This window comes from Aeromonas sp. 603079, assembly GCF_049172135.1.
Lineage (GTDB): Bacteria > Pseudomonadota > Gammaproteobacteria > Enterobacterales > Aeromonadaceae > Aeromonas > Aeromonas veronii.
The window spans coordinates 1-26,131 of sequence record NZ_JAAKPX010000015.1 but is presented as its reverse complement, the minus strand read 5'-3'; the positions used below and the strand labels follow the sequence as shown (position 1 = coordinate 26,131).

At 59.4% G+C, this 26,131-nt stretch carries 22 protein-coding genes and 1 tRNA gene; 9 read left to right on the top strand and 14 right to left on the bottom strand.

The window, feature by feature from the left end:
* Window positions 1–22: 22 nt before the first annotated feature.
* The 3 genes from G5287_RS12545 to metK all read right to left on the bottom strand — a co-directional run bounded on the left by G5287_RS12545 (window position 23) and on the right by metK (window position 2,548).
* A complete protein-coding gene (locus G5287_RS12545) occupies window positions 23–727 on the bottom strand; it encodes an endonuclease (RefSeq protein ID WP_421231384.1) in 705 nt (234 codons plus the stop codon).
* A gap of 73 nt (window positions 728–800) precedes the next feature.
* On the bottom strand, window positions 801–1,328 hold the full coding sequence (locus G5287_RS12540; RefSeq protein ID WP_266134109.1) for a SprT family zinc-dependent metalloprotease: 528 nt from the start codon (window positions 1,326–1,328) through the stop codon (window positions 801–803).
* A 68-nt stretch (window positions 1,329–1,396) separates the two neighbouring features.
* Window positions 1,397–2,548: a methionine adenosyltransferase gene (gene metK / locus G5287_RS12535; protein WP_005343827.1), complete on the bottom strand. Its 1,152-nt coding sequence runs from the start codon at window positions 2,546–2,548 to the stop codon at window positions 1,397–1,399.
* Window positions 2,549–2,897: 349 nt separating this feature from the next.
* On the opposite strand from metK, the gene tkt reads away from it, so the two are divergent.
* Window positions 2,898–4,889 carry a transketolase gene (tkt, locus tag G5287_RS12530; RefSeq protein WP_108539323.1) on the top strand — a complete coding sequence of 664 codons (1,992 nt, stop codon included), beginning with the start codon at window positions 2,898–2,900 and terminating at the stop codon, window positions 4,887–4,889.
* 536 nt (window positions 4,890–5,425) lie between these two features.
* A complete protein-coding gene (locus G5287_RS12525; protein ID WP_041201823.1) occupies window positions 5,426–6,097 on the top strand; it encodes a DNA-methyltransferase in 672 nt (223 codons plus the stop codon).
* A gap of 280 nt (window positions 6,098–6,377) precedes the next feature.
* Here G5287_RS12525 and G5287_RS12520 read toward each other — a convergent pair whose 3' ends face one another.
* Window positions 6,378–7,406 (bottom strand): NAD(P)H-quinone oxidoreductase, encoded by a 1,029-nt coding sequence (locus G5287_RS12520; RefSeq protein WP_421231383.1) that lies wholly within the window; start codon window positions 7,404–7,406, stop codon window positions 6,378–6,380.
* Window positions 7,407–7,541: 135 nt separating this feature from the next.
* Here G5287_RS12520 and G5287_RS12515 point away from each other — a divergent pair, with 135 nt between their 5' ends.
* From G5287_RS12515 to G5287_RS12500, 4 genes are all read left to right on the top strand, one after another.
* Window positions 7,542–8,414, top strand: a complete 873-nt coding sequence (locus tag G5287_RS12515) for a LysR family transcriptional regulator (RefSeq protein ID WP_005358736.1) — start codon at window positions 7,542–7,544, stop codon at window positions 8,412–8,414.
* Window positions 8,415–8,559: 145 nt separating this feature from the next.
* On the top strand, window positions 8,560–9,423 hold the full coding sequence (gene hchA, locus G5287_RS12510) for a glyoxalase III HchA (protein WP_120414986.1): 864 nt from the start codon (window positions 8,560–8,562) through the stop codon (window positions 9,421–9,423).
* Between the two features lie 241 nt (window positions 9,424–9,664).
* On the top strand, window positions 9,665–9,874 hold the full coding sequence (locus tag G5287_RS12505; RefSeq protein ID WP_421231382.1) for a hypothetical protein: 210 nt from the start codon (window positions 9,665–9,667) through the stop codon (window positions 9,872–9,874).
* Window positions 9,875–9,909: 35 nt separating this feature from the next.
* A complete protein-coding gene (locus tag G5287_RS12500; protein ID WP_421231381.1) occupies window positions 9,910–10,134 on the top strand; it encodes a response regulator transcription factor in 225 nt (74 codons plus the stop codon).
* 72 nt (window positions 10,135–10,206) lie between these two features.
* Here G5287_RS12500 and G5287_RS12495 read toward each other — a convergent pair whose 3' ends face one another.
* Window positions 10,207–11,472, bottom strand: coding sequence for a RidA family protein (locus G5287_RS12495; protein ID WP_421172809.1), 1,266 nt, complete (start codon window positions 11,470–11,472; stop codon window positions 10,207–10,209).
* An 858-nt stretch (window positions 11,473–12,330) separates the two neighbouring features.
* Between G5287_RS12495 and G5287_RS12490 the strand changes: the two genes are divergently transcribed.
* Window positions 12,331–12,678 (top strand): hypothetical protein, encoded by a 348-nt coding sequence (locus G5287_RS12490; protein ID WP_254204217.1) that lies wholly within the window; start codon window positions 12,331–12,333, stop codon window positions 12,676–12,678.
* Window positions 12,679–12,732: 54 nt separating this feature from the next.
* Here G5287_RS12490 and G5287_RS12485 read toward each other — a convergent pair whose 3' ends face one another.
* Complete coding sequence (locus G5287_RS12485) at window positions 12,733–13,335, bottom strand: HAD family hydrolase (RefSeq protein ID WP_421172810.1); 603 nt, start codon at window positions 13,333–13,335, stop codon at window positions 12,733–12,735.
* Window positions 13,336–13,520: 185 nt separating this feature from the next.
* On the opposite strand from G5287_RS12485, the gene G5287_RS12480 reads away from it, so the two are divergent.
* Window positions 13,521–14,885, top strand: coding sequence for an MDR family MFS transporter (locus tag G5287_RS12480; RefSeq protein WP_421231380.1), 1,365 nt, complete (start codon window positions 13,521–13,523; stop codon window positions 14,883–14,885).
* A 111-nt stretch (window positions 14,886–14,996) separates the two neighbouring features.
* On the opposite strand, the gene nifJ is transcribed toward G5287_RS12480, so the two are convergent.
* The 7 genes from nifJ to pnuC all read right to left on the bottom strand — a co-directional run bounded on the left by nifJ (window position 14,997) and on the right by pnuC (window position 23,649).
* Window positions 14,997–18,542, bottom strand: coding sequence for a pyruvate:ferredoxin (flavodoxin) oxidoreductase (gene nifJ, locus G5287_RS12475; RefSeq protein WP_421231379.1), 3,546 nt, complete (start codon window positions 18,540–18,542; stop codon window positions 14,997–14,999).
* 229 nt (window positions 18,543–18,771) lie between these two features.
* The gene (locus G5287_RS12470) at window positions 18,772–20,412 is read right to left on the bottom strand and encodes an alpha-glucosidase (protein WP_421231378.1); all 1,641 of its coding nucleotides are present in this window, start codon (window positions 20,410–20,412) and stop codon (window positions 18,772–18,774) included.
* Between the two features lie 200 nt (window positions 20,413–20,612).
* Window positions 20,613–20,993 (bottom strand): DUF1622 domain-containing protein, encoded by a 381-nt coding sequence (locus tag G5287_RS12465; protein ID WP_080768662.1) that lies wholly within the window; start codon window positions 20,991–20,993, stop codon window positions 20,613–20,615.
* Between the two features lie 67 nt (window positions 20,994–21,060).
* Window positions 21,061–21,384, bottom strand: a complete 324-nt coding sequence (gene yqfB / locus G5287_RS12460) for a N(4)-acetylcytidine aminohydrolase (RefSeq protein ID WP_421231377.1) — start codon at window positions 21,382–21,384, stop codon at window positions 21,061–21,063.
* Window positions 21,385–21,426: 42 nt separating this feature from the next.
* Window positions 21,427–22,098 carry a Crp/Fnr family transcriptional regulator gene (locus G5287_RS12455; protein ID WP_371166999.1) on the bottom strand — a complete coding sequence of 224 codons (672 nt, stop codon included), beginning with the start codon at window positions 22,096–22,098 and terminating at the stop codon, window positions 21,427–21,429.
* Window positions 22,099–22,203: 105 nt separating this feature from the next.
* The gene (locus tag G5287_RS12450; protein ID WP_421231376.1) at window positions 22,204–22,929 is read right to left on the bottom strand and encodes a nucleoside phosphorylase; all 726 of its coding nucleotides are present in this window, start codon (window positions 22,927–22,929) and stop codon (window positions 22,204–22,206) included.
* A gap of 3 nt (window positions 22,930–22,932) precedes the next feature.
* Window positions 22,933–23,649, bottom strand: coding sequence for a nicotinamide riboside transporter PnuC (pnuC, locus tag G5287_RS12445; RefSeq protein ID WP_227341138.1), 717 nt, complete (start codon window positions 23,647–23,649; stop codon window positions 22,933–22,935).
* Window positions 23,650–23,912: 263 nt separating this feature from the next.
* Between pnuC and G5287_RS12440 the strand changes: the two genes are divergently transcribed.
* Window positions 23,913–25,745 (top strand): SLC13 family permease, encoded by a 1,833-nt coding sequence (locus G5287_RS12440; protein ID WP_040066935.1) that lies wholly within the window; start codon window positions 23,913–23,915, stop codon window positions 25,743–25,745.
* 218 nt (window positions 25,746–25,963) lie between these two features.
* Here G5287_RS12440 and G5287_RS12435 read toward each other — a convergent pair.
* Window positions 25,964–26,047: transfer RNA gene (locus tag G5287_RS12435), tRNA-Leu, on the bottom strand.
* Window positions 26,048–26,131 lie beyond the last annotated feature (84 nt).

Sequence of the window (26,131 nt, the reverse complement as noted above, 5' to 3'; positions counted from 1 at the left end):
TCCCCTCCCTGGTCAAATGGGGTTATTGGCACTGCTTTTCAATAAAGGGATTAGTGTTGCCCTGCAGCTTGCCGATGCGGCGGTTGCGCTCGCACTCCCAGCCCTCTGCCGGGTACTGCCTGTCCCAAGCTTCAAACAGTTTACGCTGTTGCGCTGCCAGACGCAGCCCATACTGCTGGCTCATGTAGAGGTAGGCGCGGGCAATCTGGCCCCGTACCTGCCCCTTGGGCGGCTGCACCCGACGATCCTTGAAATCCACCAGCATCTGACACTGGCCGTACTGATCCGGCTTGCCGTTCCAGTCGGAGAAGCGGTAGTTGGCCCGATCGCCGTTCACTTCGCCAATGGCGGGGAAGAGGTTGTGCATGTCCCCCTCCATCTTGTTGAACTCGGGGCTCGCTTTTTCGCAGTTCTTGCGACCGCCATCCTGCCAGCACTGCAGCTGGTGGCCGAACTCCCAGGCGGGGACCACGTGTTCCCACTCGATGCGGGCGGCGCGCTTGGCCTGCTTGCGCGGCTCATAGCCGCAACTGGCGAGATCCGGGCTCATTTTCTTGCCCTGATAGTCGATGTCACAGCCGCAGTAGAAGGTGGTGACCGCAGGTTGGCTGCGATAGAGCTTCACCAGATCTTGCTTGGCTTCGCGAAAGGTCTGGGCGTGCAGGGGGGAGCTGAGCAGCGGTAAACCGGCCAGCAGGGTCAGGGCGAGGGAGGAGATGAAACGCATGGGATTCCTTGCAAACGAGGTGATTGACGAACGATGGCGGGCACCCTACCACAGGGGCGCGACACAAGCTGGCTTACTGCTCTGGCTCCGGCCGTTCCCGCTCCAGCGGCTGCTTGCAGCGGCGGCAGTGATAGCGGGCCTCGCCACGCACCACCTTGTTGTGACGGCGAATAGAGAGTTGATGCTGCTGGCAGTGACAGCGATAGGGCACGGTGCGCTGGGCCAATACCGCCAGATCGAAGCTGTGGGTGGTTCTGGGCTCAAGGCCGAATACCTCCCGCATCACCGACTGCCACTGGCGGCCGTGGGGTAGCACCCGGTTTTTGCCGTGCCCGTCACCCCATAGGGCATAGACCAGCAGATGGGCCACCTCGTGGGGCACCACCTCATCCAGAAACGCCTGCTGGTTGGCCTGATAGAGGGCAGGATTGAAGCGCAGCTCCCAGGTTTGCAGCCGCGCCGATCCTGCCGCCCGGCCCCGCATATTGCAGTAGATCCGCGGGCGGGGGAAGGTGCGGCCAAGGCGCGCCTCGGCTTGCACAAAGCAGGCTTCTACGCGTTGTTGCAGCAGGGCGACAAGCTGGGCAGGGGTGGCAGACATCAACATCTCGTCAAATGGCGGATAAGCAAAAGGGGAGCCAGGCTCCCCTTTTATCACAACAGCGAGCCTTACAGGCCAGCGGCGGAACGCAGCAGTTCGGCCTTGTCAGTCTGCTCCCACGGGAACTCGTCGCGACCGAAGTGACCGTAGGCAGCGGTGGCCTGATAGATTGGGCGCTTCAGATCCAGCATTTCGATCAGACCATACGGGCGCAGTTCGAAGTGCTCGCGTACCAGCTTGACCAGCAGATCCTCGGCAACCTTGGCAGTACCGAAGGTCTCGACGCTGATGGAGGTCGGCTCGGCCACACCGATGGCGTAGGAGATCTGGATTTCACAGCGATCGGCCAGACCGGCGGCCACGATGTTTTTGGCAACGTAGCGGGCGGCGTAGGCAGCGGAGCGGTCAACCTTGGACGGATCCTTACCGGAGAAGGCGCCACCACCGTGACGAGCCATGCCGCCGTAGGTGTCGACGATGATCTTGCGACCGGTAAGACCGCAGTCACCCATCGGGCCGCCGATAACGAAACGGCCGGTCGGGTTGATGAAGTATTTGGTGTCCTTGTTGACCCACTCGGCCGGCAGCACCGGCTTGATGATCTCTTCGCGTACCGCTTCAACCAGATCCTTGTGGCTGATGGATTCAGCGTGCTGGGTAGACAGTACAACGGCATCGACACCGATGATCTTGCCTGCGTCGTCGTAGGCAAAGGTCAGCTGGCTCTTGGCATCCGGACGCAGCCACGGCAGGGTGCCGTTCTTGCGCACTTCAGCCTGACGCTTCACCAGCAGGTGAGAGTAGGTGATGGGGGCCGGCATCAGCACGTCGGTTTCGTTGGTGGCGTAGCCGAACATCAGGCCCTGGTCGCCAGCGCCCTGCTCCAGCGGATCGCTGCGGTCAACACCTTGGTTGATGTCCGGGGACTGCTTGCCGATGGCGTTCAGCACGGCGCAGGAGTCAGCGTCGAAGCCCATGTCGGAGTGGGTGTAGCCGATTTCACGCACGGTATCACGCACGATCTCTTCGATATCAACCCAGGCAGAGGTGGTTACTTCGCCGGCCACCATGACCATACCGGTCTTGACCAGGGTCTCGCAGGCGACACGGGCCTTGGTATCTTGCTTGAGGATGGCGTCCAGTACCGCATCGGAGATCTGGTCCGCAATCTTGTCTGGATGGCCTTCGGAGACCGACTCGGAAGTAAACAGCTTTGCCATGATATGAATCTCAGCTTGTCTGGGTTATCGCCACAGCAATAACCGGGTGAATGGGATGGTGTAGAGGTATCTACATCTGGACGTCTATATTAATTAGCGCCCCCCGCGATTGCCAGCACTATTTTGTCGCGCAGTGTCCAATGGGTCACAAGCGGTGCTCTCCTATCCCGAAAGGGATGGAAATCAAACGTTTTTCTCTGGTTGCTTTGGCCAATAGAGGGCAAGAAAAGCGATTGTCCTCCCAAAGCCACTTTATTCATCCAGATAATATTTGCACGCCGCGCGCCCTGCTGGGACAATAACGCGCCTTAATCTTGGCCATCAAATGAAGCAATCGCAGGAGATTCAGATGCCTTCTCGTAAAGAGCTTGCCAATGCCATTCGTGCATTGAGTATGGATGCCGTTCAAAAAGCCAACTCCGGTCACCCGGGCGCCCCCATGGGAATGGCGGATATCGCCGAAGTGCTGTGGCGTAGCCACCTCAGACATAACCCGAACAACCCCAAGTGGGCCGACCGCGACCGTTTCATTCTCTCCAACGGCCACGGCTCCATGCTGCTGTACTCCCTGCTGCACCTCTCCGGTTATGACCTCTCCATCGACGATCTGAAAAACTTCCGCCAACTGCACTCTCGCACCCCGGGTCACCCGGAGTACGGCTATGCACCGGGCGTGGAAACCACCACTGGCCCGCTGGGTCAGGGCATCACCAACGCCGTTGGTATGGCGATCGCCGAGAAAGCCATGGCTGAGCAGTTCAACCAGCCGGGCCACGACATCGTTGACCACTACACCTACGCCTTTATGGGCGACGGCTGCCTGATGGAAGGTATCTCCCACGAAGCGTGCTCCCTGGCAGGTACCCTGCAACTGGGCAAACTGATCGCGTTCTGGGATGACAACGGTATCTCCATCGACGGTCACGTAGAAGGCTGGTTCACCGACGACACCGTCAAGCGTTTCGAAGCTTACGGCTGGCACGTTATCCCGGCTGTTGACGGTCACAGCCCGGAAGCCATCAATGCCGCCATCGAAGCCGCCAAGGCCGAGACCGGCAAGCCGACCCTGATCTGCTGCCGCACCATCATCGGTTACGGCTCCCCGAACAAATCCGGTTCTCACGACTGCCACGGCTCACCGCTGGGCAACGACGAGATCGCCGCTGCTCGTGCCTTCCTGAAGTGGGACCACGCGCCGTTCGTTATCCCGGCCGATATCGCTGCCGAGTGGAACGCTCAGGAGAAGGGCGCTGCACTGGAAGCCGACTGGGCTGCCAAGTTCGCCGCCTATGAAGCCGCTCACCCGACGCTGGCTGCCGAATTCAAGCGCCGCACCGCAGGCGACTTGCCGGCCAACTGGGCTGCCGAATCCGCCAAGATCATCGAAACCCTGCAAGCCAACCCGGCCAAGATTGCGACCCGTAAAGCGTCCCAGAACTCTCTGGAAGCCTTCGGCAAGCTGCTGCCGGAGTTCATGGGCGGCTCTGCTGACCTGGCTCCGTCCAACCTGACCATGTGGTCCGGCTCCAAGTCCCTGACCAACGACGATGCCTCCGGCAACTACATCCACTACGGTGTACGCGAGTTCGGCATGTCCGCCATCATGAACGGTATCGCCCTGCACGGTGGTTTCATCCCCTACGGCGCTACCTTCCTGATGTTCATGGAGTACGCCCGCAACGCCCTGCGCATGGCCGCCCTGATGAAGCAGCGCGCCATCTTCGTTTACACCCACGACTCTATCGGTCTGGGTGAAGATGGCCCGACTCACCAGCCGGTTGAGCAGATCGCCTCCCTGCGTCTGACTCCGAACATGAGCACCTGGCGTCCGTGTGACCAGGTTGAATCTGCCATCGCCTGGAAACACGCCATCGAGCGTACCGACGGCCCGACCTCTCTGATCTTCTCTCGTCAGAACCTGGCCCAGATGGACCGTACTGCCCAGCAGTTGGCTGACACCGCCAAGGGGGGTTACGTGCTGAAGGATTGCGCCGGTACTCCGGAGCTGATCCTGATCGCCACCGGTTCCGAAGTGGAACTGGCCGTTGCTGCCTATGAGCAGCTGACTGCCAAGGGCCGTGCCGTGCGCGTGGTCTCTCTGCCGTCTACCGACGTGTTCGACGCCCAGTCTGCCGAGTACAAAGAGTCCGTCCTGCCGTCCTCCGTCACCAAGCGTGTGGCCATCGAAGCCGGCATCGCTGACTACTGGTACAAGTACGTCGGTTTCGGCGGCAAGATCATCGGTATGACCACCTTCGGTGAGTCTGCACCGGCCGAGCTGCTGTTCAAGGAATTCGGCTTTACCGTGGAAAACGTGGTTGCGACCGCTGAATCCCTGTAATCGCTGATTGCTTTGTATTGAACTGAAAAGCGCCTCCCTTGGGAGGCGCTTTTTTAGGTGTATCGGAACACACGGCTGTATATATATTGATCCGCCAATGATGAGGATCTCAAAATAAGAGTGAGAGGCTTCATATAGCCCTTAGCTGGTGTTAGTTTGAGTCTTAGTGCTGATATGTTATGTGTCAATACTGTTAAATTTGAGTGTTTATTTACTCTTAGACTTGAAAGCTAGAATAAGGAGCTTCGATATGCCTTGCCAATGTTGTGGCCAGCGTTTAAATGTTGGTGTTTTACATAAGTATGATGAATTGGGTAATGAGTACAAGTCATGTCCTCGTTGCTCTGCTACCAATGGGCAGGAGCATGTATTTCATCGTCATCCGGAGGCTTTTGGACAAACACCTGCACGTAGGACACCTGCTAATCCTCAGGGTGATCAGAGCTATTGTGTCGATTGCCGGACATTAGACCCTGGGGCACCATCAACGGTATACTCGAATGGTAGACCCTGTAGTTCTTTATTAAGCAGATAAAATGAATCTATTTTGTGATGATGCTGTGAAATGGTTGTCGACGCTTGCGGATGCAAGCGTTGATCTTGTTATTACTGACCCTCCTTATGAATCTCTTGAGAAGCATCGGAAAATAGGAACGACAACTCGTCTTAAAGTAAGTGAAGGATCAAGTAATCAATGGTTTGATATTTTCCCTAATGAACGTTTCGAAAGCTTATTTTTAGAGCTTTATCGAGTGTTAAAGAAAAACTCACATTTCTATCTTTTCTGCGATCAAGAAACGATGTTTTATGTAAAACCAATTGCGGAGAAGGTTGGTTTTAAATTTTGGAAACCAATCGTTTGGAATAAAATGGCAATTGGTATGGGGTATCATTATCGGGCCAAGTATGAATTTATTCTTTTCTTTGAGAAAGGGAAAAGAAAACTAAACGACTTGGGTATACCTGATGTTCTGGAGTGTAAACGAGTGCATCGTGGCTATCCTACAGAAAAACCTGTTGCATTATTAGAGACTCTTATATCTCAGAGCTCCAGTCATGATGATTTGGTTGTAGATCCATTCTTTGGTTCAGGTTCAACCTTGGTTGCAGCCAAAAACCTTGGAAGGAGGACTATGGGGTGTGATATTTCAAGTGCAGCCCATGAACATGTCTATGAACGAATGAAAAATCATTCAAATGACAATTAAAATATATTGTTGTTCTCTTTTCGTTTCAGAAAAAGCACCGGCCTAAGCTGGTGCTTTTTTAATTATTGAACGTAGCTAGTAGGTTCGATTAGCGAAGCGTAATCGGACGTTCGCGTTTTTAAGGCGAATCAATAAAAATAATGTTCCTCCCTTTTACCAAAAAAGAGACCGGCATATAGCCGGTCTCTTTTTTATTTCAACAAACCTTACACATGCGGTGGGATGTTTTCGGCGTTGGATATCACCGCATCCACCTCGGCCTGCTCCACGATGGGCTTTATCAATCTGACGACAACGGCGCCATGGTTAATACCAGCTTGCCGATATGACGGCCTGAATCCAGCAAATGGTGGGCGGCGGCGGCCTCATGCAGCGGGAAGGTCTGGTAAACCTGCGGTTTGACCTCACCGCGTTCGATAAATGGCCAGACATGAGTTGGCAACTGGGCAATCAGTTCGGCTTTTTCTTGCGGAGTACGCGAGCGCAGGGTGGATCCGATATGGGTCAGCCGCTTTTGCAGCATGGGAAACAGATCCAGATTGGGGGCGGCGCCCGCAATAATGCCGATCTGGACTATGCGGCCATTGATGGCGGCCGCCGCATAGTTGCGCGCGACATACTCCCCGCCAATGATATCGAGAATGATGTCGGCGCCATGGCCATCGGTGGCTGCATGCACTGCCTCGACAAAATCCTCCTCCTTATAGAGCACGGCCACATCGGCGCCCAGCTTGATGCTGGCGGCCTGCTGCTCGGGTGAGCCGACCGTGGTGATGATTTTTGCGGCGCCAAATGCCTTGGCCAGCATGGTGGCGGTCGTGCCGATGCCGGAGGCGCCGCCATGAATCAAGATGATGTCGCCTTTTTTAAACTGGCCCCGTTCAAACATATTTGACCAGACCGTCATAAAGGTTTCCGGCAGTGCCGCGGCTTCGACAAAGCTCAATCCGGGCGGCAGGGGCAGGACATTGCTCTGGTGGGCGACGCTGTATTCGGCATAGCCGCCACCCGAAATCAGTGCGGCGACCTTGTCGCCAACCTTGAGATGGTCCACCTGCTCCCCCTTGGCGACCACGACCCCGGCGACCTCCAGCCCGGGAATATCCGATGCCCCTGCCGGAGGCGGGTAGAGCCCTTTGCGCTGCATCACATCCGGCCCATTGATGCCGGTCGCATAGTGCCGGATCAAGACCTCATCGGGCTTGGGCGCCGGTGTGGCGCGGGTGGTCAGTTGCAAGACATCGGGGCCACCTGGCTGGGTAATCTCTACCGCGCTCATGGTGGCGGGAATGGAATAGGCGTTATGCATCAGCGGCTCCTTGTAACGAGGTGATATGCGGTTCCCCGGATGGGATGAGCACCAAGATAGTGGAGATTACTGATGAATAAACGCAGTATTATCCTTTATCTGTAATGCAAAAATGCATTTCAACCGGGAGTCGTGATGAACTGGGATGATGCGAAAATTTTTCTGGCGTTGCATCGGGAAGGGAGCCTGCGAGGCGCCGCCCGTGTAGTCGGGGTCGATCAGGCCACCATTGGCAGACGGATTGCCGCACTGGAGCATCGTCTGGCGGCCACGCTGTTTCTCCGCACATCCAAAGGGTATGTGCTGACCCATGTCGGGGAGATAGTGCTGGCCAGCGCCCAGCAGATGGAGCTGGCGGCCATTGATTTTGTGCGGGCGGCGCAAGGGGTCGACAACCGCTTGGTCGGTGAGGTCAGCGTGGCGACCACAGACACCCTGGGGATGGATTTTCTGATACCGGCCCTGACCGAGCTGCATCAGCGTTATCCCGATATCAGGGTCATCCTCAATACCTCGACCCAGGTGGTCAATCTGTCCCTGCGGGAAGCGGATATCGCGATCCGGACGGTGAAGCCGGACAATCCTGACCTGATTATCCGCAAGCTGGCCTCCTGGCCGGTCGGGTTGTATGCCTCCGCCGACTATCTGGTTCGCCATGGCATTCCCGAAGCGGGCACCGGTTTTGCGGGCCATTCGCTGGTGGTGTATGAGCCCCACTGGCAGAGCGCTCGCTCGCCAATGATGCTCGAAGAGGCGGCCGAGGGGGCCACGGTCGCTGCGGGAGTCAATACCAGCCTGATGCTGCGTCAGGCCCTGTTGATGGGGCTGGGGCTTGGCGAGGTAGCGGTTCCGCTCGCAGAGCAAGCCGGGTTGGTGCGGGTCTGGCCCGAGCGGCAGTTACAGCAATCCTACGATGTGTGGTTGGTGACCCATCAGGATGTGCAGCATGCCGCGCGGGTCAGGGCGGTCATGGATGCCATCGTCAGGGCATTTGCCGCGATGGCCTAAGTCTGGCGGGGATTCTGTTCAGGTTTTGTCGCAGCGTGGTCACACCTCTTGCCATAGTCATGGCGGTTGAGGGAAAACCCTCATTTACTTGGTCTCTGACAGTCAATACTGTGAGACCGAGTCCACCACTACTGGAGCTTGACCCATGACCGACATGCTTGTTGACGATAAACAACCGACCCCGGATCCGGCAGAGCAGAATGCCTTCTTCCCGTCGCCCTACTCCCTGAGCCAGTTCACCTCGCGCAAATCTGACCTTGCCGGGGCCGACTATCCCGCTCCCTATCGGGAGGGGCGCTGGAAGATCCTGCTGATCGGGGCCGATGAGCGTTATCTGCCCACCGACAACGGCACCCTGTTTTCCACCGGCAACCATCCGGTCGAAACCCTGCTGCCCATGTATCACCTCGACAAGGCGGGCTTTGCCTTTGATGTGGCCACCCTCTCCGGCAATCCGGTCAAGTTCGAGTGGTGGGCCATGCCCGGCGAAGATGAAGAGGTGCTGGGGCTCTATGCCAAATATCAGGCGCAGTTCCGCCAACCGGCCAAGCTGGCTGATCTGCTGAAAGATGCGCTGGCTGCCGACTCCGACTATATCGGCGTCTTTATTCCCGGCGGGCACGGCGCCCTGATGGGGCTGCCGGAGAGTGCCGAGGTGAAAGCGCTGCTGGAGTGGGCGATGGCCAACGATCGCTTCATCATCTCCCTCTGTCACGGGCCTGCTGCGCTGCTGGCGGTGGCCAATCCAGAGACCTTCGCGGGCTACAAGATCTGCGCCTTCCCCGACGAGCTGGATGCCCAGACCCCGGCAATTGGCTATATGCCGGGCCACCTCACCTGGAAGTTTGGCGAGAAGCTCAAAGAGATAGGCTTCGAGATCGTCAACAACGGCATCTCGGGAGAGGTGTGCCGGGATCGCAATCTGCTGACCGGTGACAGCCCGCTGGCTGGTAATAACCTCGGCAAGCTGGCCGCCACCACCTTGCTGGAGGCGGTTGCCAAGCGATGAGGTTGTCGTCATCGCCAGCGAATGCATTGCAGGTCGCGGTGGCGCTGGAAGGGTGCCAGCGGCTGGAGGAGATCCAGCAACTGGTGCGCACCTTTGCCGCTCCGCTGGGGTATCACCGCTTTGCGCTCTTCTCCATCAGTGCCAGCGAGGAGGGGGTGGTCGAGCATCTCTACTGGCTGGAGGGGAGTGGCTGGAGAGCGGCGAGGCGGTCGACCTGCATGCCTATATGCGCGAGTGCCCGATGGCGATGCATATCAGGGAGCGAGACCAGCCCTTCTTCTGGAGCAAAACGGTTGGTGCCGTTGGTGAGCAGTACCGTATCGTTCGCCAGCCTGAGGGGCCGGGCCGACATGGCTTGCAGGTACCCGTCTATGGGCCGTTGGGACTGGAAGGGGCGATGAGCTTTGGCGGCGCGATGCCAGCTCCCACACTCGGGTTGGCCTTGCGCTGATCGCGGCGGCGGCTTTTCATGCAGCTCGTCGGCTGATGGAGATGCCGGTAGCGGGTCACGAGCGTGGCCTCACTGGGCGCGAGCGCGAAGTGCTGGAGTGGGTCTCCCGGGGTTGGCGCCATGCCGATATCGCCACCACCCTGAAACTCTCGGTGCGCACGGTCGAGAACCATCTGCGCAGTGCTCTCCGTCGACTCGGTGTAGCCACCACGGCAGAGGCGGTCAGAGTGGCGATCAGGAACCGCGATATTGAGGGCTGAGGGGCTACCCCTTTGTCTGGCATGTAAAAAGAGACCGGCCATCAGCCGGTCTTTTTTTTATTTCCGCAACCTTTACGCCTGCGGCGGGGTGCTTTCCGCGTTGGACATCACCGCATCAATTTGCACCAGGGCGCCAGCGGGCAGCTCACTGACCCCGAATACGGTGCGGGCAGGCAGATAACCCGGGAAGTATTTGGTGTAGATGGCGTTGACCGCATCCAGATCCGCGATATTGGCGAGCTGGATATTCACCTTGACGATATCGTCCATCACATGGCCGATGCTCTCCACAATCGCCTTGATATTGCTCAGGCACTGGGCGGTCTGCTCCTTGATGCAGCCAGCCAGGATCTTGCTGGTTGCGGGGTCAATCGGCAGTTGGGCAGAGAGATGATTGTAGTGGGAGAAGGCGACGGTCTGGGTGTGCAAGGGGCTGCGCGGTGCCTTGTCGGTATTGCGGGCGCGGATCACCAGATTGTGACGATCTTCCACCAGTTGCGGCGGGGTGCCGTCACCGTGGGAGATGACCGCATCCATCTGCACCCGTGCCCCCATGGGCAGGGCGGCGGCACTGACCACCGAGCGGGCAGGCAGGTAGGCCACGGCGCGGGCAATGGCAGAGTCGGGGAAGAAGGTGGTGTAGACCTCGTTGACGGCCTCCAGATCGGCCAGATCGGTCAGATAGACGGTGACCTTGACGATATCGTCAAACGGCACGTCGATGCTCTCCAGCACCGCCTTGATATTGCGCAGGCACTGGCCCGCCTGCTCCTTGATGCCACCAGCAACCAGCTGGCCCGAGGCTGCATCCACCGGCAGCTGGGCGCCGATATTGTTGTAGTGGGAGAAGGCCACGGTATGGGTGGAGAGCGGATTGTGCGGCGCCTTGTCACTGTTGCGGGCGAGCTTCACCAGCGGGCAAGGATCTTGCGGGAAGGTGCCTTCGCCGTTGGAGATGATGGCATCAATCTGCACCAGCGCACCCAGCGGCAGGGCGGCGACGGCGAGGGTGGTGCGGGTCGGCAGATAGCCCGGGAAGAATTCGCGATAGACGGCGTTGACCGCCTCCAGATCCGCCATCTCTTTCAGGAAGATGGTCGCTTTCACCATATCGTCCATCACATGGCCGATGCTCTCGATGATCGCCTTGAGGTTGCTCAGGCACTGTCTGGCCTGCGCGGTGACATCGCCGCTTACCATCTTGCCGGTGGCGGGATCGACCGGCAGCTGGGCGGAGATATTGTTGTAATGAGAAAACGCCACCGTTTGGGTGCAGGGGCCCAGATCCTGGGGTGCATGGGGGGTATTTCTTGCCGACTTGATGATGGTGCCACTCATAGATATGCCTCTTTTTAATATTTGTTGTTCATTCAGGTACAGGTTTACCCCATCTCGTTGTGCGCCATGGCCACTGCGCCAGCGGCGGCATCCCCGGTTATTATTTGTGATCCACTCAATTACTGAGAGCAATAAGGGAGGAGAGGACAGGGTAGATATTTCAGACGCTGCGATTCTATGAGTGGCTATCAGGGGTTGCAAACCGCTGATTGCATTTCTATGAGATGGCTCAATGGGTGCAAATTTAATGTGATTGCTATTCAATTCATGCTGAATAGTCACCTGTTTGTCCGCCAATGGCCATGCATCGAGCAATAGTCCAGTCCGGGCGGGGGTTGGGGCAGATACCTTGGCAGTGAAGGAGTGTAAAGAAAGGGTTAATGCGATGCATCAAGCTGCCATCAAACTATTTTATTGTGCATAGATATGTACTTTATGTTTTTTTAGTCATCTATCTTGCCGCGCAAAAATATGTTAGCAGACATTACTGTAACAGTAGTTAAAGATGTGGCTGGAATATAATTCAAATATTTGCATGGGGGATGCTTGTTAATTATCGGTAGGCTGACGGTTGGCCAAGACTCGGAGCGTTTTTATCTTTTTATGTATCTGGTGAAATATGCGTGACACAGCCCAGTGGTCCCATATCGAGGTGACCAGGGTTGGCAATATATCGGCTGACCGGGTGCGGCATGGTCAAGAGAGGATGACGTTGGCTCGACGCAGCGCTATGGATCGGGCTCTCTGCGCCGGTTGTAGTCTACAGCCTGCCAGGGATGAAAGGGTCGCGGGCGAGGCCAGCTGCCGTGGCATGGTTGTCTGCGGGATTGTTAACAAAAATGTGAACGAGATCACCGGATGGACAAGGGTTTAAGGCTGGAAATGGAGCAGAAAGGAGTAGAATGGCACTTTATTTTTGAGGGTCATTCGATGCCCAACTATCACTTTTTCACGCTGGGCCAGGCGCTTACCTATCTCGATGCCAATGCCCCGCGCTATAGCGATGAGCGTCGTCAACTGGTTGAGCAGGGATTTGCCGCCATGGCGGCCCCCATCTTTGCAGATACGCCGGTTGAAGCACTGGCGTTGTTGCGCCAGCATCAGGCATGGAAGGAGGAAGCCATGGTCGATGCACTCTCCTTGACAGTTGCCACTGGGCCGACGCTCGTCTCCTGTTTGCAGGAGAACCCTTTATCCGCGAGTTGAACAGCATCATGGCACCATCGAGGTGGCGCCATGTTGCCGCTGTCCGCTTGCGATCTACCTCTGGTGCAGTTCGCCTTCCATTACCAGTAGAGTATCCATCCCTGCCGCCTTGCCAGCCTCAAGCCCGATCCGGGTATCTTCAAACACCAGACAGTTGGCGGGATTGGCGCCGAGCAGCTCGGCCACCCGCAAGAAGGTGTCGGGATGCGGTTTGTGGTTGGTGACATCATCGGCGCTGACCACCACAGAGATATAGGCATCGAGCCCGGTGCTTTTGAGGATGGAGTCCGCCTGATTGCGCGGTGAGCCGGTGCCAATCCCCATCTTGACCTTGCCGTGATAGTGCCTGACCAGCTCCCACATCTTGGGAAAGACGCTGACCTTGTCGATATGTTCCATATAGAGGGCAATCTTGCGACGGGTAAAAGCCTCGACATCCACCGTCAGCCCCTGCTGCTCGGCCAGCATGGCGATGATCTTGCGGGTGGGAATGCCGCCGTACTGATAGAGCTGATCCCGCTCGAAGGGGATGCCGAATTCGGCGCAGGTAAGCTCCCAGGCATCCAGATGGAGGGGCATGGAATCTACCAAAGTGCCATCCATATCGAAAATCAGGGCATCGTAGTGATCAAACCCGTACTGCTCACGCTCGCTCATGGGGGCTCCTCGAATCAAATAGGGCAGGCTAGCAGAAACGGTCGGCGTTTTGTGGGATCGGCCTCATGGTTGGGCAGATTGTGGCCGCCGTTTTTTCTATCTCTTGCTGATTTGTGAGACAATAATCCGTTCATTGCCGGATACTTTGGCATATCAGATCTGCGAGTCCGCTTATGACCTCGAAAATGTCCCCCAAAACCATCTTCTCCAGTGTGGCGGTTGTGATCGCGCTCGGTTCACTGGAAAAGAGCATCGTCACTACCCCGCTGCCCATGATTGGCGCCGAGCTGCATGCCGGTGCCGCCCTCACCTGGGTGGTCACCGCCTACCTGCTGGCGGCCACCGCCGTGCTGCCCCTCTATGGCAAGCTGAGCGATCTCTTTGGTCGGGTGCGGATGCTCAATATCGGCATCGGCCTGTTTCTGGCGGGCTCGGTGGCCTGTGCTCTTTCCCAGGATCTGCAGACCCTGCTGGCAGCGCGGGTGCTGCAAGGGCTGGGGGGCGGCGGTCTGATTGCCCTCGCGTTTACCGTGATTGCCGACACCATTCCGCCGCGGGAGGTGGGCAAATATCAGGGCTACATTTCGGCGGTCTATGCGGTCTCCAGTATCGCTGGCCCCTTGCTCGGCGGCTACTTCACCGAGCAGCTCAGCTGGCGCTGGATCTTCTGGATCAATCTGCCGCTCGGGGCGCTGGCAGTCTTTCTCATCAACCGCAACCTCAAGCAGCTCAACGTGCGTCGCCACAGTCGCTTCGACTGGAAGGGGGCGGGTCTGCTGATTACCGTCACCACGCTCACCCTGTTGCTGCTCTCGCCGGAAGCGGCGCTGCCCGCCGTCTGGCTTTCGGCGGCGCTGGGCGTTGCATTGCTGCTGCTGATTCTGATTGAACGGCGCGCCCACGACCCCATATTGCCCGCCCATCTGGCCCGGTTGCCCGGCTATCTGGTGAGTGTGCTGCTGGTGATGCTCTCCCAGTTGCTGATGTTTGCCGTGCTGGTCTATCTGCCGTTGCAGATGCAGTGGCAGAAGGGGATGAGCGCCAGCGAGAGCGGCGCCATCATGGTCATCTTCATGATCTGCATCACCGCTGGGGCCTTTGTCGGCGGCAAGCTGATTGGCCGTACCGGTCACTACAAGAGCTTTGTCGCGGTGGGCTTTGGCCTCGCGGCAGTGGCTCTGTGGCAGATCCACTTCGATGCCTGGGTCAGACTGGCGCTCGGGTTTGCCGGTATTGGTCTCGGTCTGGTGCTGCCCGCCCTCTCGGTGGTGGTGCAGAATGCCCTGCCGCGGCAGGATCGCGGCATCGGCATGTCGCTGTTCAACTTCGGGCGGGAGCTCGGCGGTGCCGTCGGCGTGGCTATCTGCTCCATGCTGTTCCACTTGCGCCTGCCTGCTGGCAGCGGTGGCGATCTGAGCCGGCTCGCCCCCGATCTGCTGGCCCCGGGCTTCAGCGCGACCTATATCGGCATGGCACTGATCGCCACGCTGGCTCTGCTCATCACCCTGCTGGCGTTGAAGCGCCATGAGCTGGCCTCTATCAGCGCCTGATTTGACCTGCGCCGACATAGGCTCACCATAGCTAGCATCAGGGCTCCCCGCGGGGAGCCCTGATTGTTATTTGGCGAATAGAGTGGCTGTTGCCATCAAGCCATTCTCAGGTTACTCCTGCGCCGGACTCTCCTTGCCCGCCAGCTGGCTCAGCCAGGCGAAGCGGCGATTGGCCTCCTGCTCTGCCTCTTCATAGAGCTGGCTGGCCACCTCCGGCAGCTGGCGCTCCAGCCGCTGGAAGCGGGGCTCATGGCGCAAGGTCTCGGCCAGCGAGGCATTGGGTGCCCGCGAGTCGAGTGCCAGCGGCAACTTGCCCTCGTCAGCGCGGCGCGGATCGAAGCGGTAGAGAGGCCAGAAACCGGTGGCAGTCAGCTGTTTCATCTGCTCGTGGCTCTCGGCCATGTCGTAGCCATGCTCCTCGCAGGGGCTGTAGGCGATGATGAGCGACGGCCCCGGGTAGGCTTCCGCCTCCTGAATCGCCTTCACGGTCTGGTTCATCTGGGCACCGAGGGAGATCTGCGCCACATAGACGTGACCATACATCATCACGCTGGCCCCGAGATCCTTGCGCCCCTTGCGCTTGCCCTGCTCGCCAAACTTGGTAATGGCACCGAGTGGCGTCGCCTTCGACTGCTGGCCGCCGGTGTTGGAGTAGCACTGGGTGTCGAGTACCAGCACATTGATGTTCTCCCCCAGACTCAGCACATGGTCGAGCCCGCCAAAGCCGATGTCGTAGGCCCAGCCATCGCCGCCGATGAGCCAGACCGATTTTTCCACCAGATAGTCTGCATCGCGAGCCAGCTCTTGGGCTGCCGGGGTCTGGCTCTCCTGCAGAAGCGCTCGCAACTGCTGGATATGGGCCCGCTGCTCGGAAACCGGCAGGGTGGCATCGCCGAGCGCCTCGCGCAGCGCTGCCGGTATGGTGTCGCCCAGGCTCGCCAGCAGACGGCGCACCCGCTCCCTGTGCTGATCGACGGTAAGACGGAAGCCCAGTCCGAACTCGGCGTTGTCTTCAAACAACGAGTTGGCCCAGGCCGGCCCACGCCCGTCGGCGTTGGTGGTGTAGGGGGTGGTAGGCAGGTTGCCACCATAAATGGACGAGCAGCCGGTGGCGTTGGCAATCAGCAGCCGATCGCCATAGAGCTGGGTCAACAGCTTGATATAGGGGGTCTCGCCACAGCCGGAGCAGGCGCCCGAGTATTCAAACAGCGGCGAGATGAGCTGGGAGGTGCGGATGTCGATGCGCTCCAGCTGCTCGGCGCTGCGCTCTGGCAGGTCGAGGAAGAAGTCGTAGTTGGCCTTCTGCTCGTCGAGGTGATCGAGGCGCGAAGCCATATTGATCGCCTTGCGATCCGGGTTGCTGCGATCCCTGGCCGGGCACACCTCAACGCAGAGATTGCAGCCGGTGCAATCCTCCGGCGCCACCTGCAGCACGTACTGCTGGCCGCGCATGTCACGGGATTTCACATCCAGCGCATCCAGGGTAGCGGGAGCAGCGGCCAGTGCATCCGGTTCTACCACCTTGGCGCGAATGGCCGAGTGGGGACAGGCGGCGACGCAGTAGTTGCACTGGGTACAGAGCTCCGCTTCCCAGATGGGGATCTCCTTGGCGATGTTGCGCTTCTCCCAGCGGGTAGTACCGACCGGCCAGGTGCCATCCGGCGGGAAGGCGGAGACCGGCAGGCTGTCACCCAGCCCCGCCAGCATGGCGGCGGTGACGGTCTGGACAAAGTCGGGGGCCTTGGCCGAAACCACCGGTGGGCGCGGGCGGCTGGCAGGATCCAGCTCGCCAAGTTGCACCCTGGTCAGTGCGGCGCAGGTTGCCTCCAGAGCCTGCCAGTTGCGTTCGACCAGCGCTTGTCCCTTGCTGCCATAGCTGGTAGCGATAGCCTGCTTCAGCAGGCTGGTCGCCTCTGCGGGGGGGATGATGGCGCTGAGCTGGAAGAAGGCCATCTGCATCACGGTATTGATGCGGTTGCCGAGCTGGCAGTCGCGGGCAATTTTGGCGGCGTTGATGATGTAGAAACGCGCCTCTTTCTCGCGCAGGGCATGCTGCACCTCGCTGGGGAGACGTTGCCAGATATCCGCTTCGCTGTAGGGGGTGTTGAGCAGGAAGATGCCGCCCGCTTTCAAGCGCTCCGCCATCCGGTACTTGTCGACAAACTGCCACTGATGGCAGCCGATAAAGTCCGCCTCTTCCACCAGATAGGCCGATTGGAGCGGCCGCTCGCCCACCCGTAGGTGAGAGACGGTGAGGCCGCCCGCCTTCTTGGAGTCGTAGACGAAATAGCCCTGCGGATAGAGGTCGGTGTGGTTGCCGAGGATCTTGATGCTGTTCTTGGCCGCCGAGACGGTGCCATCGCTGCCAAGACCGTAAAAGAGCGCCTCCAGCTTGTGTTGCTGGCTGTGGATGGGGCTTTGCGAATTGAGCGCGGGCAGCGGTAGCGAGAGACCTGTGATGTCATCGAAGATGCCGACGGTAAAGCGCGGGCGCGGGTTTTCTTGCGCCAGTTCGGCAAACACCGCCAGCGCGCAGGCGGGGCCGAACTCTTTGGAGGAGAGGCCGTAGCGGCCGCCGATGACCAGTGGCAGGCTTGCCCGCTCGCCCCGGCTGACCGCTTCGGCAAGCGCCGTCATCACGTCGAGATAGAGGGGCTCGGCCTGTGCGCCCGACTCCTTGGTGCGATCCAGTACGGCGATGGTGTGGGCACTCTCGGGAATCGCGGCCAGCAGGTGCTTGGCCGAGAAGGGACGGAACAGCCGTACCTTCACCAGACCTACCTTCTCCCCTTGGGCCAGCAGGCGCTCGATCACCTCTTCACAGGTGCCAATCGCCGAGCCCATCAGCACCACAATCCGCTCCGCCAGCGGGTGGCCGACATATTCAAACGGCCGGTAGTGGCGGCCGGTCTGCTCGCCAAAAGCCTGCATCGCCTCGCTCACATGGCCATAGGCGGCGTCATACCAGGGGTTGCTCGCCTCCCGGCACTGGAAGTAGGTGTCCGGGTTGGCGGCAGTGCCGCGAATGACCGGTTTGTCGGGGGTGAGCGCCCGGTCACGATGGGCTCGGATGGCATCTGCGGGCAGCAGGGCACGCAGGGTGTCGTCAGCGAGCGGCGCTATCTTGGCGATCTCGTGAGAGGTACGAAAGCCGTCGAAGAAGTGGATAAAGGGGAGGCGGCTGTTGAGGCTCGCTATCTGGGAGATCAGGGCAAAGTCCTGCGCCTCCTGCACATTGCTGGCACAGAGCATGGCACAGCCGGTCTGGCGCACCGCCATCACGTCCGAGTGATCGCCAAAGATAGATAGCGCGTGGGTCGCCACGGTGCGCGCCGCCACATGGAGCACGAAGGGGATGAGCTGACCCGCCAGCTTGTAGAGGTTGGGGATCATCAGCAGCAAACCCTGCGACGAGGTAAACGAGGTCGCCAGCGCGCCGGTCTGCAGGGCGCCGTGGACGGCGGCGATGGCGCCCCCTTCCGACTGCATCTCGACAACCCGGGGCACATCCCCCCAAAGGTTTTTGCCCCGCTCGCTCGACCAGGCCGACGACTGCTCAGCCATGGCCGAGCTGGGGGTGATGGGGTAGATGGCGATGACTTCGCTGGTGCGGTACGCCACCGAGGCGACTGCGTTATTCCCGTCTGTGGTGATCATCTGTTTTCCACTTTGCTATGCCAGTTTGAAGGCCGATAGTTGCATCGGCAATGGATAGGTCGCAGGCATAGTAAGAGGGGCAATGAGAGCGTATCAAACGGGATAAATAATCAATTAATAAGTCAGTAATAGTGGTTAATTTAATCCCGCCGCGTGGGGGAATGATTTTCTGCTGGTAGCCGGTGGCGTGGCGATTGACGGGCCATTGGCATGGCCCGTCAGCACGGGGTTAATCCTGATCCACTCGCAGCCAGATGGCACACTGATAAGGGGCGAAGAGTGGCAGTGGTTCGCCAGGGTAATTGGCCAGCAGCAACCGCATCTTGTCTGTCACCTTGTCGAAGTGGGGCATCGGCAAGGGGTTCGCAGTGAGATTGGCGAGCAGCAGCATGGTGTGCTGCTCGCCGTTCGCCGGATCCTGCCAGTGGCGGCGATAGCTGATGCGCTCGGGATCATCCCCATCCAGCAGCTCGAAATTGCCGTGGCGAATGACCGGGTGGGCCTTGCGCAGGGCGATAAGCTGGCGATAGCAGTGAAACGGCGAGTCGGGGCGGGCCAGCTGCTCGTCAGCATTTATCTCGACGTGGTTGGCATTGAGGGCAATCCAGGGTGTGGTGGAGGTGAAACCGGCGTGGGGACCTGCATCCCACTGCATCGGGGTACGGGCATTGTCGCGGCTGATGGCATCGAGCCGCCGACTCAGCTCGGCAGGATCCAGCCCTGACTGGCTGGCGCGGTAGTTGATTGCCTCCACATCGCGCAGCTCGTCCGGCTGCCAGTGGCGGTTGGTCATGGCCAGCTCCTCCCCCTGATAGATAAAGGGCGTGCCCTGCATCATGTGCAGCACCATGGCCCACAGCCTGGCGCTGGTTTCCCGCCACTCAGGCCTGTCATCGCCAAAGCGGGAGACGGCGCGAGGCAGGTCGTGGTTGCCGAGAAACAGGCTGTTCCAGCCACGGCCATGTAGCCCTTGCTGGTGGCGGGCCATGGCTCGCTTGAAGGCGAGGGGATCGAAGCGGGATGACCACTTGTCACTGCCCAGCCCCAGATGCTCGAAGTTGAACACCATGCTGAACTCGCTGCCATCGTGGTTCGAATAGTTCTGCATATGGGCAAGATCGGCTCCCCAGGTCTCCCCCACCGTAATGATCCCCTTGCCGCCGAAGCTGGCGGCATTGAGCTCGCGGATATAGTCGTGCAGGCGCGGGCCGTTGTTCATGGCCAGTCGGTCCCACTCCTTGCTCACCATGTCGATCACATCGAAGCGAAATCCCTTGATCCCTTTGCCCAGCCAGAAGTTGATCACCTCTGCCATCTCGGCCCGCACCGCCGGGTTATCCCAGTCCAGATCGGCCTGACTGGGATCGAAGTTGTGCAGGTAGTAGCGATCAAGCTCCGGCACGTACTGCCAGCCGCTGCCGTCAAAAATCGAGGTAATGGGGTGAGCGTCAACGAAGGCCTGGTCGCGAAACACGTAATAACTCTGATAACGGGGATCCCCGGCCAGTGCCTTCATAAACCACTCGTGCTCGGTGGAGGTGTGGTTGGCGACGATATCCATCATGATGCCGATGCCGTGGGCGGCCGCTTCGGCTATCAGCTGCTCCATCTCGGTCAGGGTGCCGAAGGCGGGGTCGATGGCACGGTAGTCCGCCACGTCGTAGCCGTTGTCCCGCTTGGGGGAGCGATAGATGGGGGTGAGCCAGAGCATATCGACCCCGAGGGTGGCCAGATAACCGAGGCGCTGGCGGATGCCGTTGATGTCGCCCAGTCCGTCGCCATCGCTGTCCTGAAAACTCATGGGGTAGATCTGATAGATGACACAGCTATCGAGGTCGATATCGGGCGTGTGGAGGGAGTGCGTATTCATCAGTGCGGCCGGTTGAGGGGGAGTTATTCCTATCTTACCCAGATGATCTGGCCCTCAACAGGGCAGGGGAAACCTTGAAAAGGGTTCCATTGTTGGCTGATTTCCAAAAGTGCGGGGAGGGTCACACAGGCGCCATCCCGAGCCACGGAGGTGGTCGGGATGGCACGGCACTTAGCGCTGATGCACCGCAGCGATACAGGCTATTGAGCAGCCTTGGCCTGCTCGGCGTTTGGTTCCTGCTGGCGTTCCGCTTGTGCTTCCAGCTCCTTGCCGAGGAAGTAGTTCAGGAAGGTGCGGATCACCGCGATGATGGCAAGGCGGATCAGCTCCTCCTTGCTCGGTGCGACCGTGGTGGCCAAGATGTCGGCGGCGAGCTGGAACTCCAGCGCCAGAATGAGCCAACTGCCAAAGCAGAGACGAATACGCGGAAAACCGGGCTGGTGATCCCGCACTCTTGCCGCCAGCCAGAGGGTCTTGCCAAGCCCTATCACCACACAGGCGATGGAGATGATCTCCAGCAGCAGCTGGAACAGCTCGACCCCGTGCATCATCCCCTCTTTCAGGCTCGCTATCTCAAACACTCGGGTCACCTCCCTGATTCAAAAGAGGACACTATTAACACATCGCTCGGCAAAGGCCAAATCCGGTTCAGGCAATCATTTTGAATTCAATCACATAGAGCGGCGGCAGATCGGGGTAGATATTGCGGATCACCTGTTTGAGCTCGGGGAGGGTCATGTTCTCCTGACGGGCGTGCTCGTCATTCAGTTCATCGAAGGTGACCGCCTTGACCGAGAGCACCTCTATGGTGCCGAAGGGCTGGTGCTCCGGGTTGGTAAACAGCGCCAGCCGCTGGCCGGGTTGCCAGTTGGCCTCGCTCTCGTCGCGGATGGTGATGGTCTTGCGGCCCGCCTGAATATCGGCAACGAAGCGGCTGAAGAAGGTGAATTCGGGATAGGGATGGGCAGACATGGTGACTCCTGACAGGGTGAATCGAAATGGGATGAATGGAAATCAAAGATCGAGATAGGCGCGCAGTTTGGCCAGATCGGCGATAACGGGGCCGTCACTGCTGTCGGCAATTATGCCCTGTTCGACCAGCTCCTTGAGGGCGCGGCGGTAAACCCGCTCGGTGGTGCCGAAGCGCGCCGCCTCATGGGCCCGCTTGCGCGATCCCAGCATCGGAGTGCGCTGGCGCTCACGCCATAGCTCATAGGCGATGTTGTAGGCGATGGGGTGGAGCAGCCGGCTGGTGGTGATCTCCAGGGTGTCGAGATAGTCGCTGGCAAGCGCCGCAGCGAAAAAGAGGGTCAACTCAGGTTCTGCCAGCAGGCGCTGGGCTAGTTTGTTGGCGCAGATGACTCGGGCATCCAGCTCGGTCTCGGCCACCACGTTCCACTGTACCGGGGTTGCGCTGAAGAACTCCATCTCGCCGAAGATTTGGCTGTGGCACTCAATTTCGCCAAGCTGGAAGCGGCGGCCAGAGTGTACCGTGCTGTTGAGGGAGACCCGGCCATGTTCGACCAGATAGAGCTGCTCGCTCTGCTCCCCCTGCCGCATGATCAATTCGCCCGGTAGGTAACGGCGCAGAAACAGGGTGCAGGCGTCGAGCGCCGCGGCAAAGCGGGGTTCAAGCTGCTGGAGTTCGGCGTGAAAACGGCCGAGGGGGTAGGGCTGTTGCTGCATGACTTGCCTGTCGCACCGGATGACGAGGGCCATGAGGCTAGCAAGAGTGCGGGCCGGATACCAGCCCGCACGGTAGCGGATGTGCCGCAGTTAACGGTTTGCGGTTTATTGCACCAGAGCGTGGAGGGCGGCCGCGATGGCGTGTTGCTCACCGGTCATCATCGCCTGTTCGGCGCTAGCGTAATCCGCTACCCCTTGTTGCACATCCTGCTCGAACAGCACCACGTTGCAGAGCACGGCGGCGACCCGCACCTTGCGCAGGCGACCCACGGTCAACAGGGAGGCGGTCTCCATGTCAGCGCCGAGCACACCACGGGCATGCCAGTAGCGGCACACCTCCTGCTCATCATCCCGATAGAAGCTGTCGTGGGAGCGCACCAGCCCATGCCAATGAGGCTGACTGCCGGTCGCCACATGGTTGAGCAGGGCCGCTTGCAGCCAGATATCGGCGCAGGCGGGGTACTCGGCGGGCAGATAGGCCTGTGAGGCCCCTTCATTGCGTACCGCCCCTTCCACCACGATAAGATCGCCAAGACCGATGTCGTGTTGCAGGGCACCGGCGGAGCCGACCCGAATAAGCGAGTGGGCACCGGCTTGCACCAGCTCCTCCAGCGCTATGATGGCCGAGGCGCCGCCGATGCCGGTGCTGCAGACCGTGATGGGCAGCCCCTGATAGTGGCCGTTGATGAGGCGAAACTCCCGGTTTTGCCCCAGCACTTCACACTGTTCGAGCTGGCTGGCGATGCGATCGACCCGGGCCGGGTCGCCGCACAGTACCACCCGCTCGGCAATCTGGTCGGGGCGGCACTGGAGATGGGGTAACAGCGTCATGGCTTATACCCCCTGTGGCTGGCGCTTAGCGGCAATCACCCAGAGGCGGGTGCCGTTGGCGGCGATAAAGAGCAAGATCAGGTACTCCAGCGACATGGCGTAAACGCCCTGCGCGGCATAGACACCGATGCTGATGATGTTGATGACGACCCAGAGGATCCAGTTCTCCACATATTTGCGGGTCATCAGGATCTGGGCGACCACCGAGAGCACCGTCATGCTGGCATCCCAGAAGGGGAAGGCATCGGGGGAGGGCTCGGGGATGGCAAGGTTGGCACCAAACAGGTTGAGCAGGGAGACCGAGGTGCGTGCCAGGGTGGCGAAGACCGGGTCGATATAGCGGGTCAGCAGAGCGATGGCCAGCACGCTCACGGCGGCGGTCACCATCAGTTTGGATTTGCTGAGCCAGCGGATCTGCAGGGTATCCCCCTGATCGTTGGCCGGGCGGGTCCAGGCGTACCAGCCGTAGACGTTGGCGCAGAAGAAGAACAGCTGCAGCATCAACAGTCCGTAGAGCTGGATCTGGAAGAAGATGATGGCAAACAGGCTGACGTTGATCAGACCGAACAGGTAGTTGATGGTTTTCTCCTGACTGGCGAACCAGATACAGGCCAGACCAAACAGGGTGCCGATGGCTTCAATCCATGACATGGCATAGCCGCCACCCAGCGGTATGGTCACTAGCGTGTTATTGATGCTGAACAGCTCGAATATGCTCATTTTCTGATCCTTGGGCATGAGGGTTAGTATGCGAGGGCGCCATTCTAAGGGGTGAGGGGGAGGAGGGGCAGGACTTTTGTCCGCCCCGGGCTTGGCCCATATCAAAGAAATCGCCGCTGCCGCCCGGTTATTCCAGCAGTGATGGGTTATGGTGCCCCGGCGGGCCGGACTTTATTGATATGTAGCAAGATGATAGCGCCGTGGCTGTGGTCTGATAGAGTCCACTCTCCGGGAGGAGAATCACGTGATAAAAGGAGGTTGTATTGAATTCCGAGCTTGTCTGGGTGCTCTGTCTGCTGGCTGGCGCCATCTATCTCTTTATGACCAACAAGGTTCGCATGGACGTGGTCGCCCTGTTGATCATTATCCTCTTTGTGCTGAGCGGCACCCTCACCCTGCCGGAGGCGCTGGCGGGCTTTAGCGATCCCAACGTCATTCTGATTGCCGCCCTGTTTGTGGTGGGGGAGGGGCTGGTGCGCACCGGCATCGCCTATCAGGTGGGGGATGCATTGGTGAAGGTGGCGGGTAGCAGCGAGACCAAGCTGCTGGTGCTGCTGATGGTGGCGGTGGCGAGTCTGGGAGCTGTGATGAGCAGCACCGGGGTGGTCGCCATCTTTATCCCGGTGGTGCTGAGTGTGGCGAACCGGATGGGGATCCCGGCCGGTCGCCTGATGATGCCCCTCGGCTTTGCCGGGCTGATCAGCGGCATGATGACGCTGGTGGCCACGCCCCCCAACATGGTGGTCAACAGCGAGCTGATGCGCCACGGCATACATGGTTTCGGGTTTTTCGATTTCACCCCCATGGGCGTGCTGATCCTGGGGCTGGGCATCCTCTACATGTTGCTAGTGCGCGGCTCCTTGGTGGGTGAAGGGGAAGAGGGCAAAGGCAAGCCGACCGGGCGCCGCACCCTGCGCGATCTGATCCGAGACTACCGGCTGGCCGGCCGTGCTCGTCGTCTGGCGCTGCGGCCTGACTCCCCGCTGATTGGCCATACCCTGGATGAGCTGCAACTGCGTGCCCGTTATGGTGCCCACGTCATCGGGGTGGAGCGCTGGCGCAAGTTTCGCCGGGTGATGGTGCCGGTGTCCGGGATCAGTGAGTTCCAGGCCAAGGATGTGCTGCTGATCGACATGTCAGACCCTGAGGTGGATGTGCGGGCGTTTTGCACCGAGGCGCGGCTTGAACCCATGATCCTGCGCGGGGAGTATTTCTCCGATCAGGCGCGGGAGGTAGGGATGGCCGAGGTATCGCTGATCCCTGAGTCCAAGCTGCTGGGTAAAAGCGTGCGTGAGGTGACCTTCCGCTCCAGCTATGGCCTGAGCGTGGTGGGGCTGCGCCGCGACGGTGAGGCACTGGCAGGCAAGCTGGTGGATGAGCCGCTGCAGATGGGCGACACCCTGCTGGTGGTAGGGAACTGGAGCCACATCAGACAATTGCAGACCCATAGCCGCGACTTTTTGCTGATGGGGCTGCCCGCCGAAGTGGACGAGATGGCCCCCGCCCGCAGTCAGGCCATTCATGCCCTCTTCTGTCTTGGAGTGATGATCCTGCTGATGGTGACCGATCCGGTGCCCAACGTGATTGCCGCGCTGATCGCCTGTCTGCTGATGGGCAAGTTTCGCTGCATCGATATGGAGAGTGCCTACAAGTCGATCCACTGGCCGACCCTGATCCTCATCGTCGGTATGCTCCCCTTTGCGCTGGCGCTGCAAAAAACCGGCGGGGTGGATCTGATCGTCGGTGGTCTGATCAATGCGGTAGGGGAGATGGGGCCAAGGGTAATGCTGGCCAGCCTGTTTGCCCTATGCGCGGTGATCGGGCTCTTTATCTCCAACACCGCCACCGCAGTGCTGATGGCGCCCATTGCGCTGGGTACGGCCCAGCAGATGGGGGTATCGCCCTATCCGTTTGCCATGACCATTGCCATTGCCGCCTCGGCCGCTTTTATGACGCCGGTCTCGTCACCGGTGAATACCCTGGTACTGGGGCCGGGCAACTACAAGTTTGCCGATTTTATCCGTATCGGGGTGCCATTCACCCTGTTGGTGATGGCGGTCAGCGTGGTAGCGATCCCCTGGTTCTTCCCGTTCTGATAACCGGGATGATGAATCTGTGCACCAGCGGCCTGCGGGCCGCTTTTTTGTGGCCGGGAGACAAGAGTGGCAAGGCGTGCTCGGAATCAGTGAAGAGTGAGATGGACGGGAATTAACGTGGAGATGGGTTAATAGAGGAGCGAGAGAAAAACTGGGGAGAGGCAAATTTCAGATACAAAAAAACCAGCATGAGCTGGTCTGTTTGGTACTGCTATTAATGGTGCGGAAGGAGAGACTCGAACTCTCACGCCTAGGGCGCCAGAACCTAAATCTGGTGCGTCTACCAATTTCGCCACTTCCGCAATATTAATGGTGGCTATGACGGGATTCGAACCTGTGACCCCCGCATTATGAGTGCGATGCTCTAACCAACTGAGCTACATAGC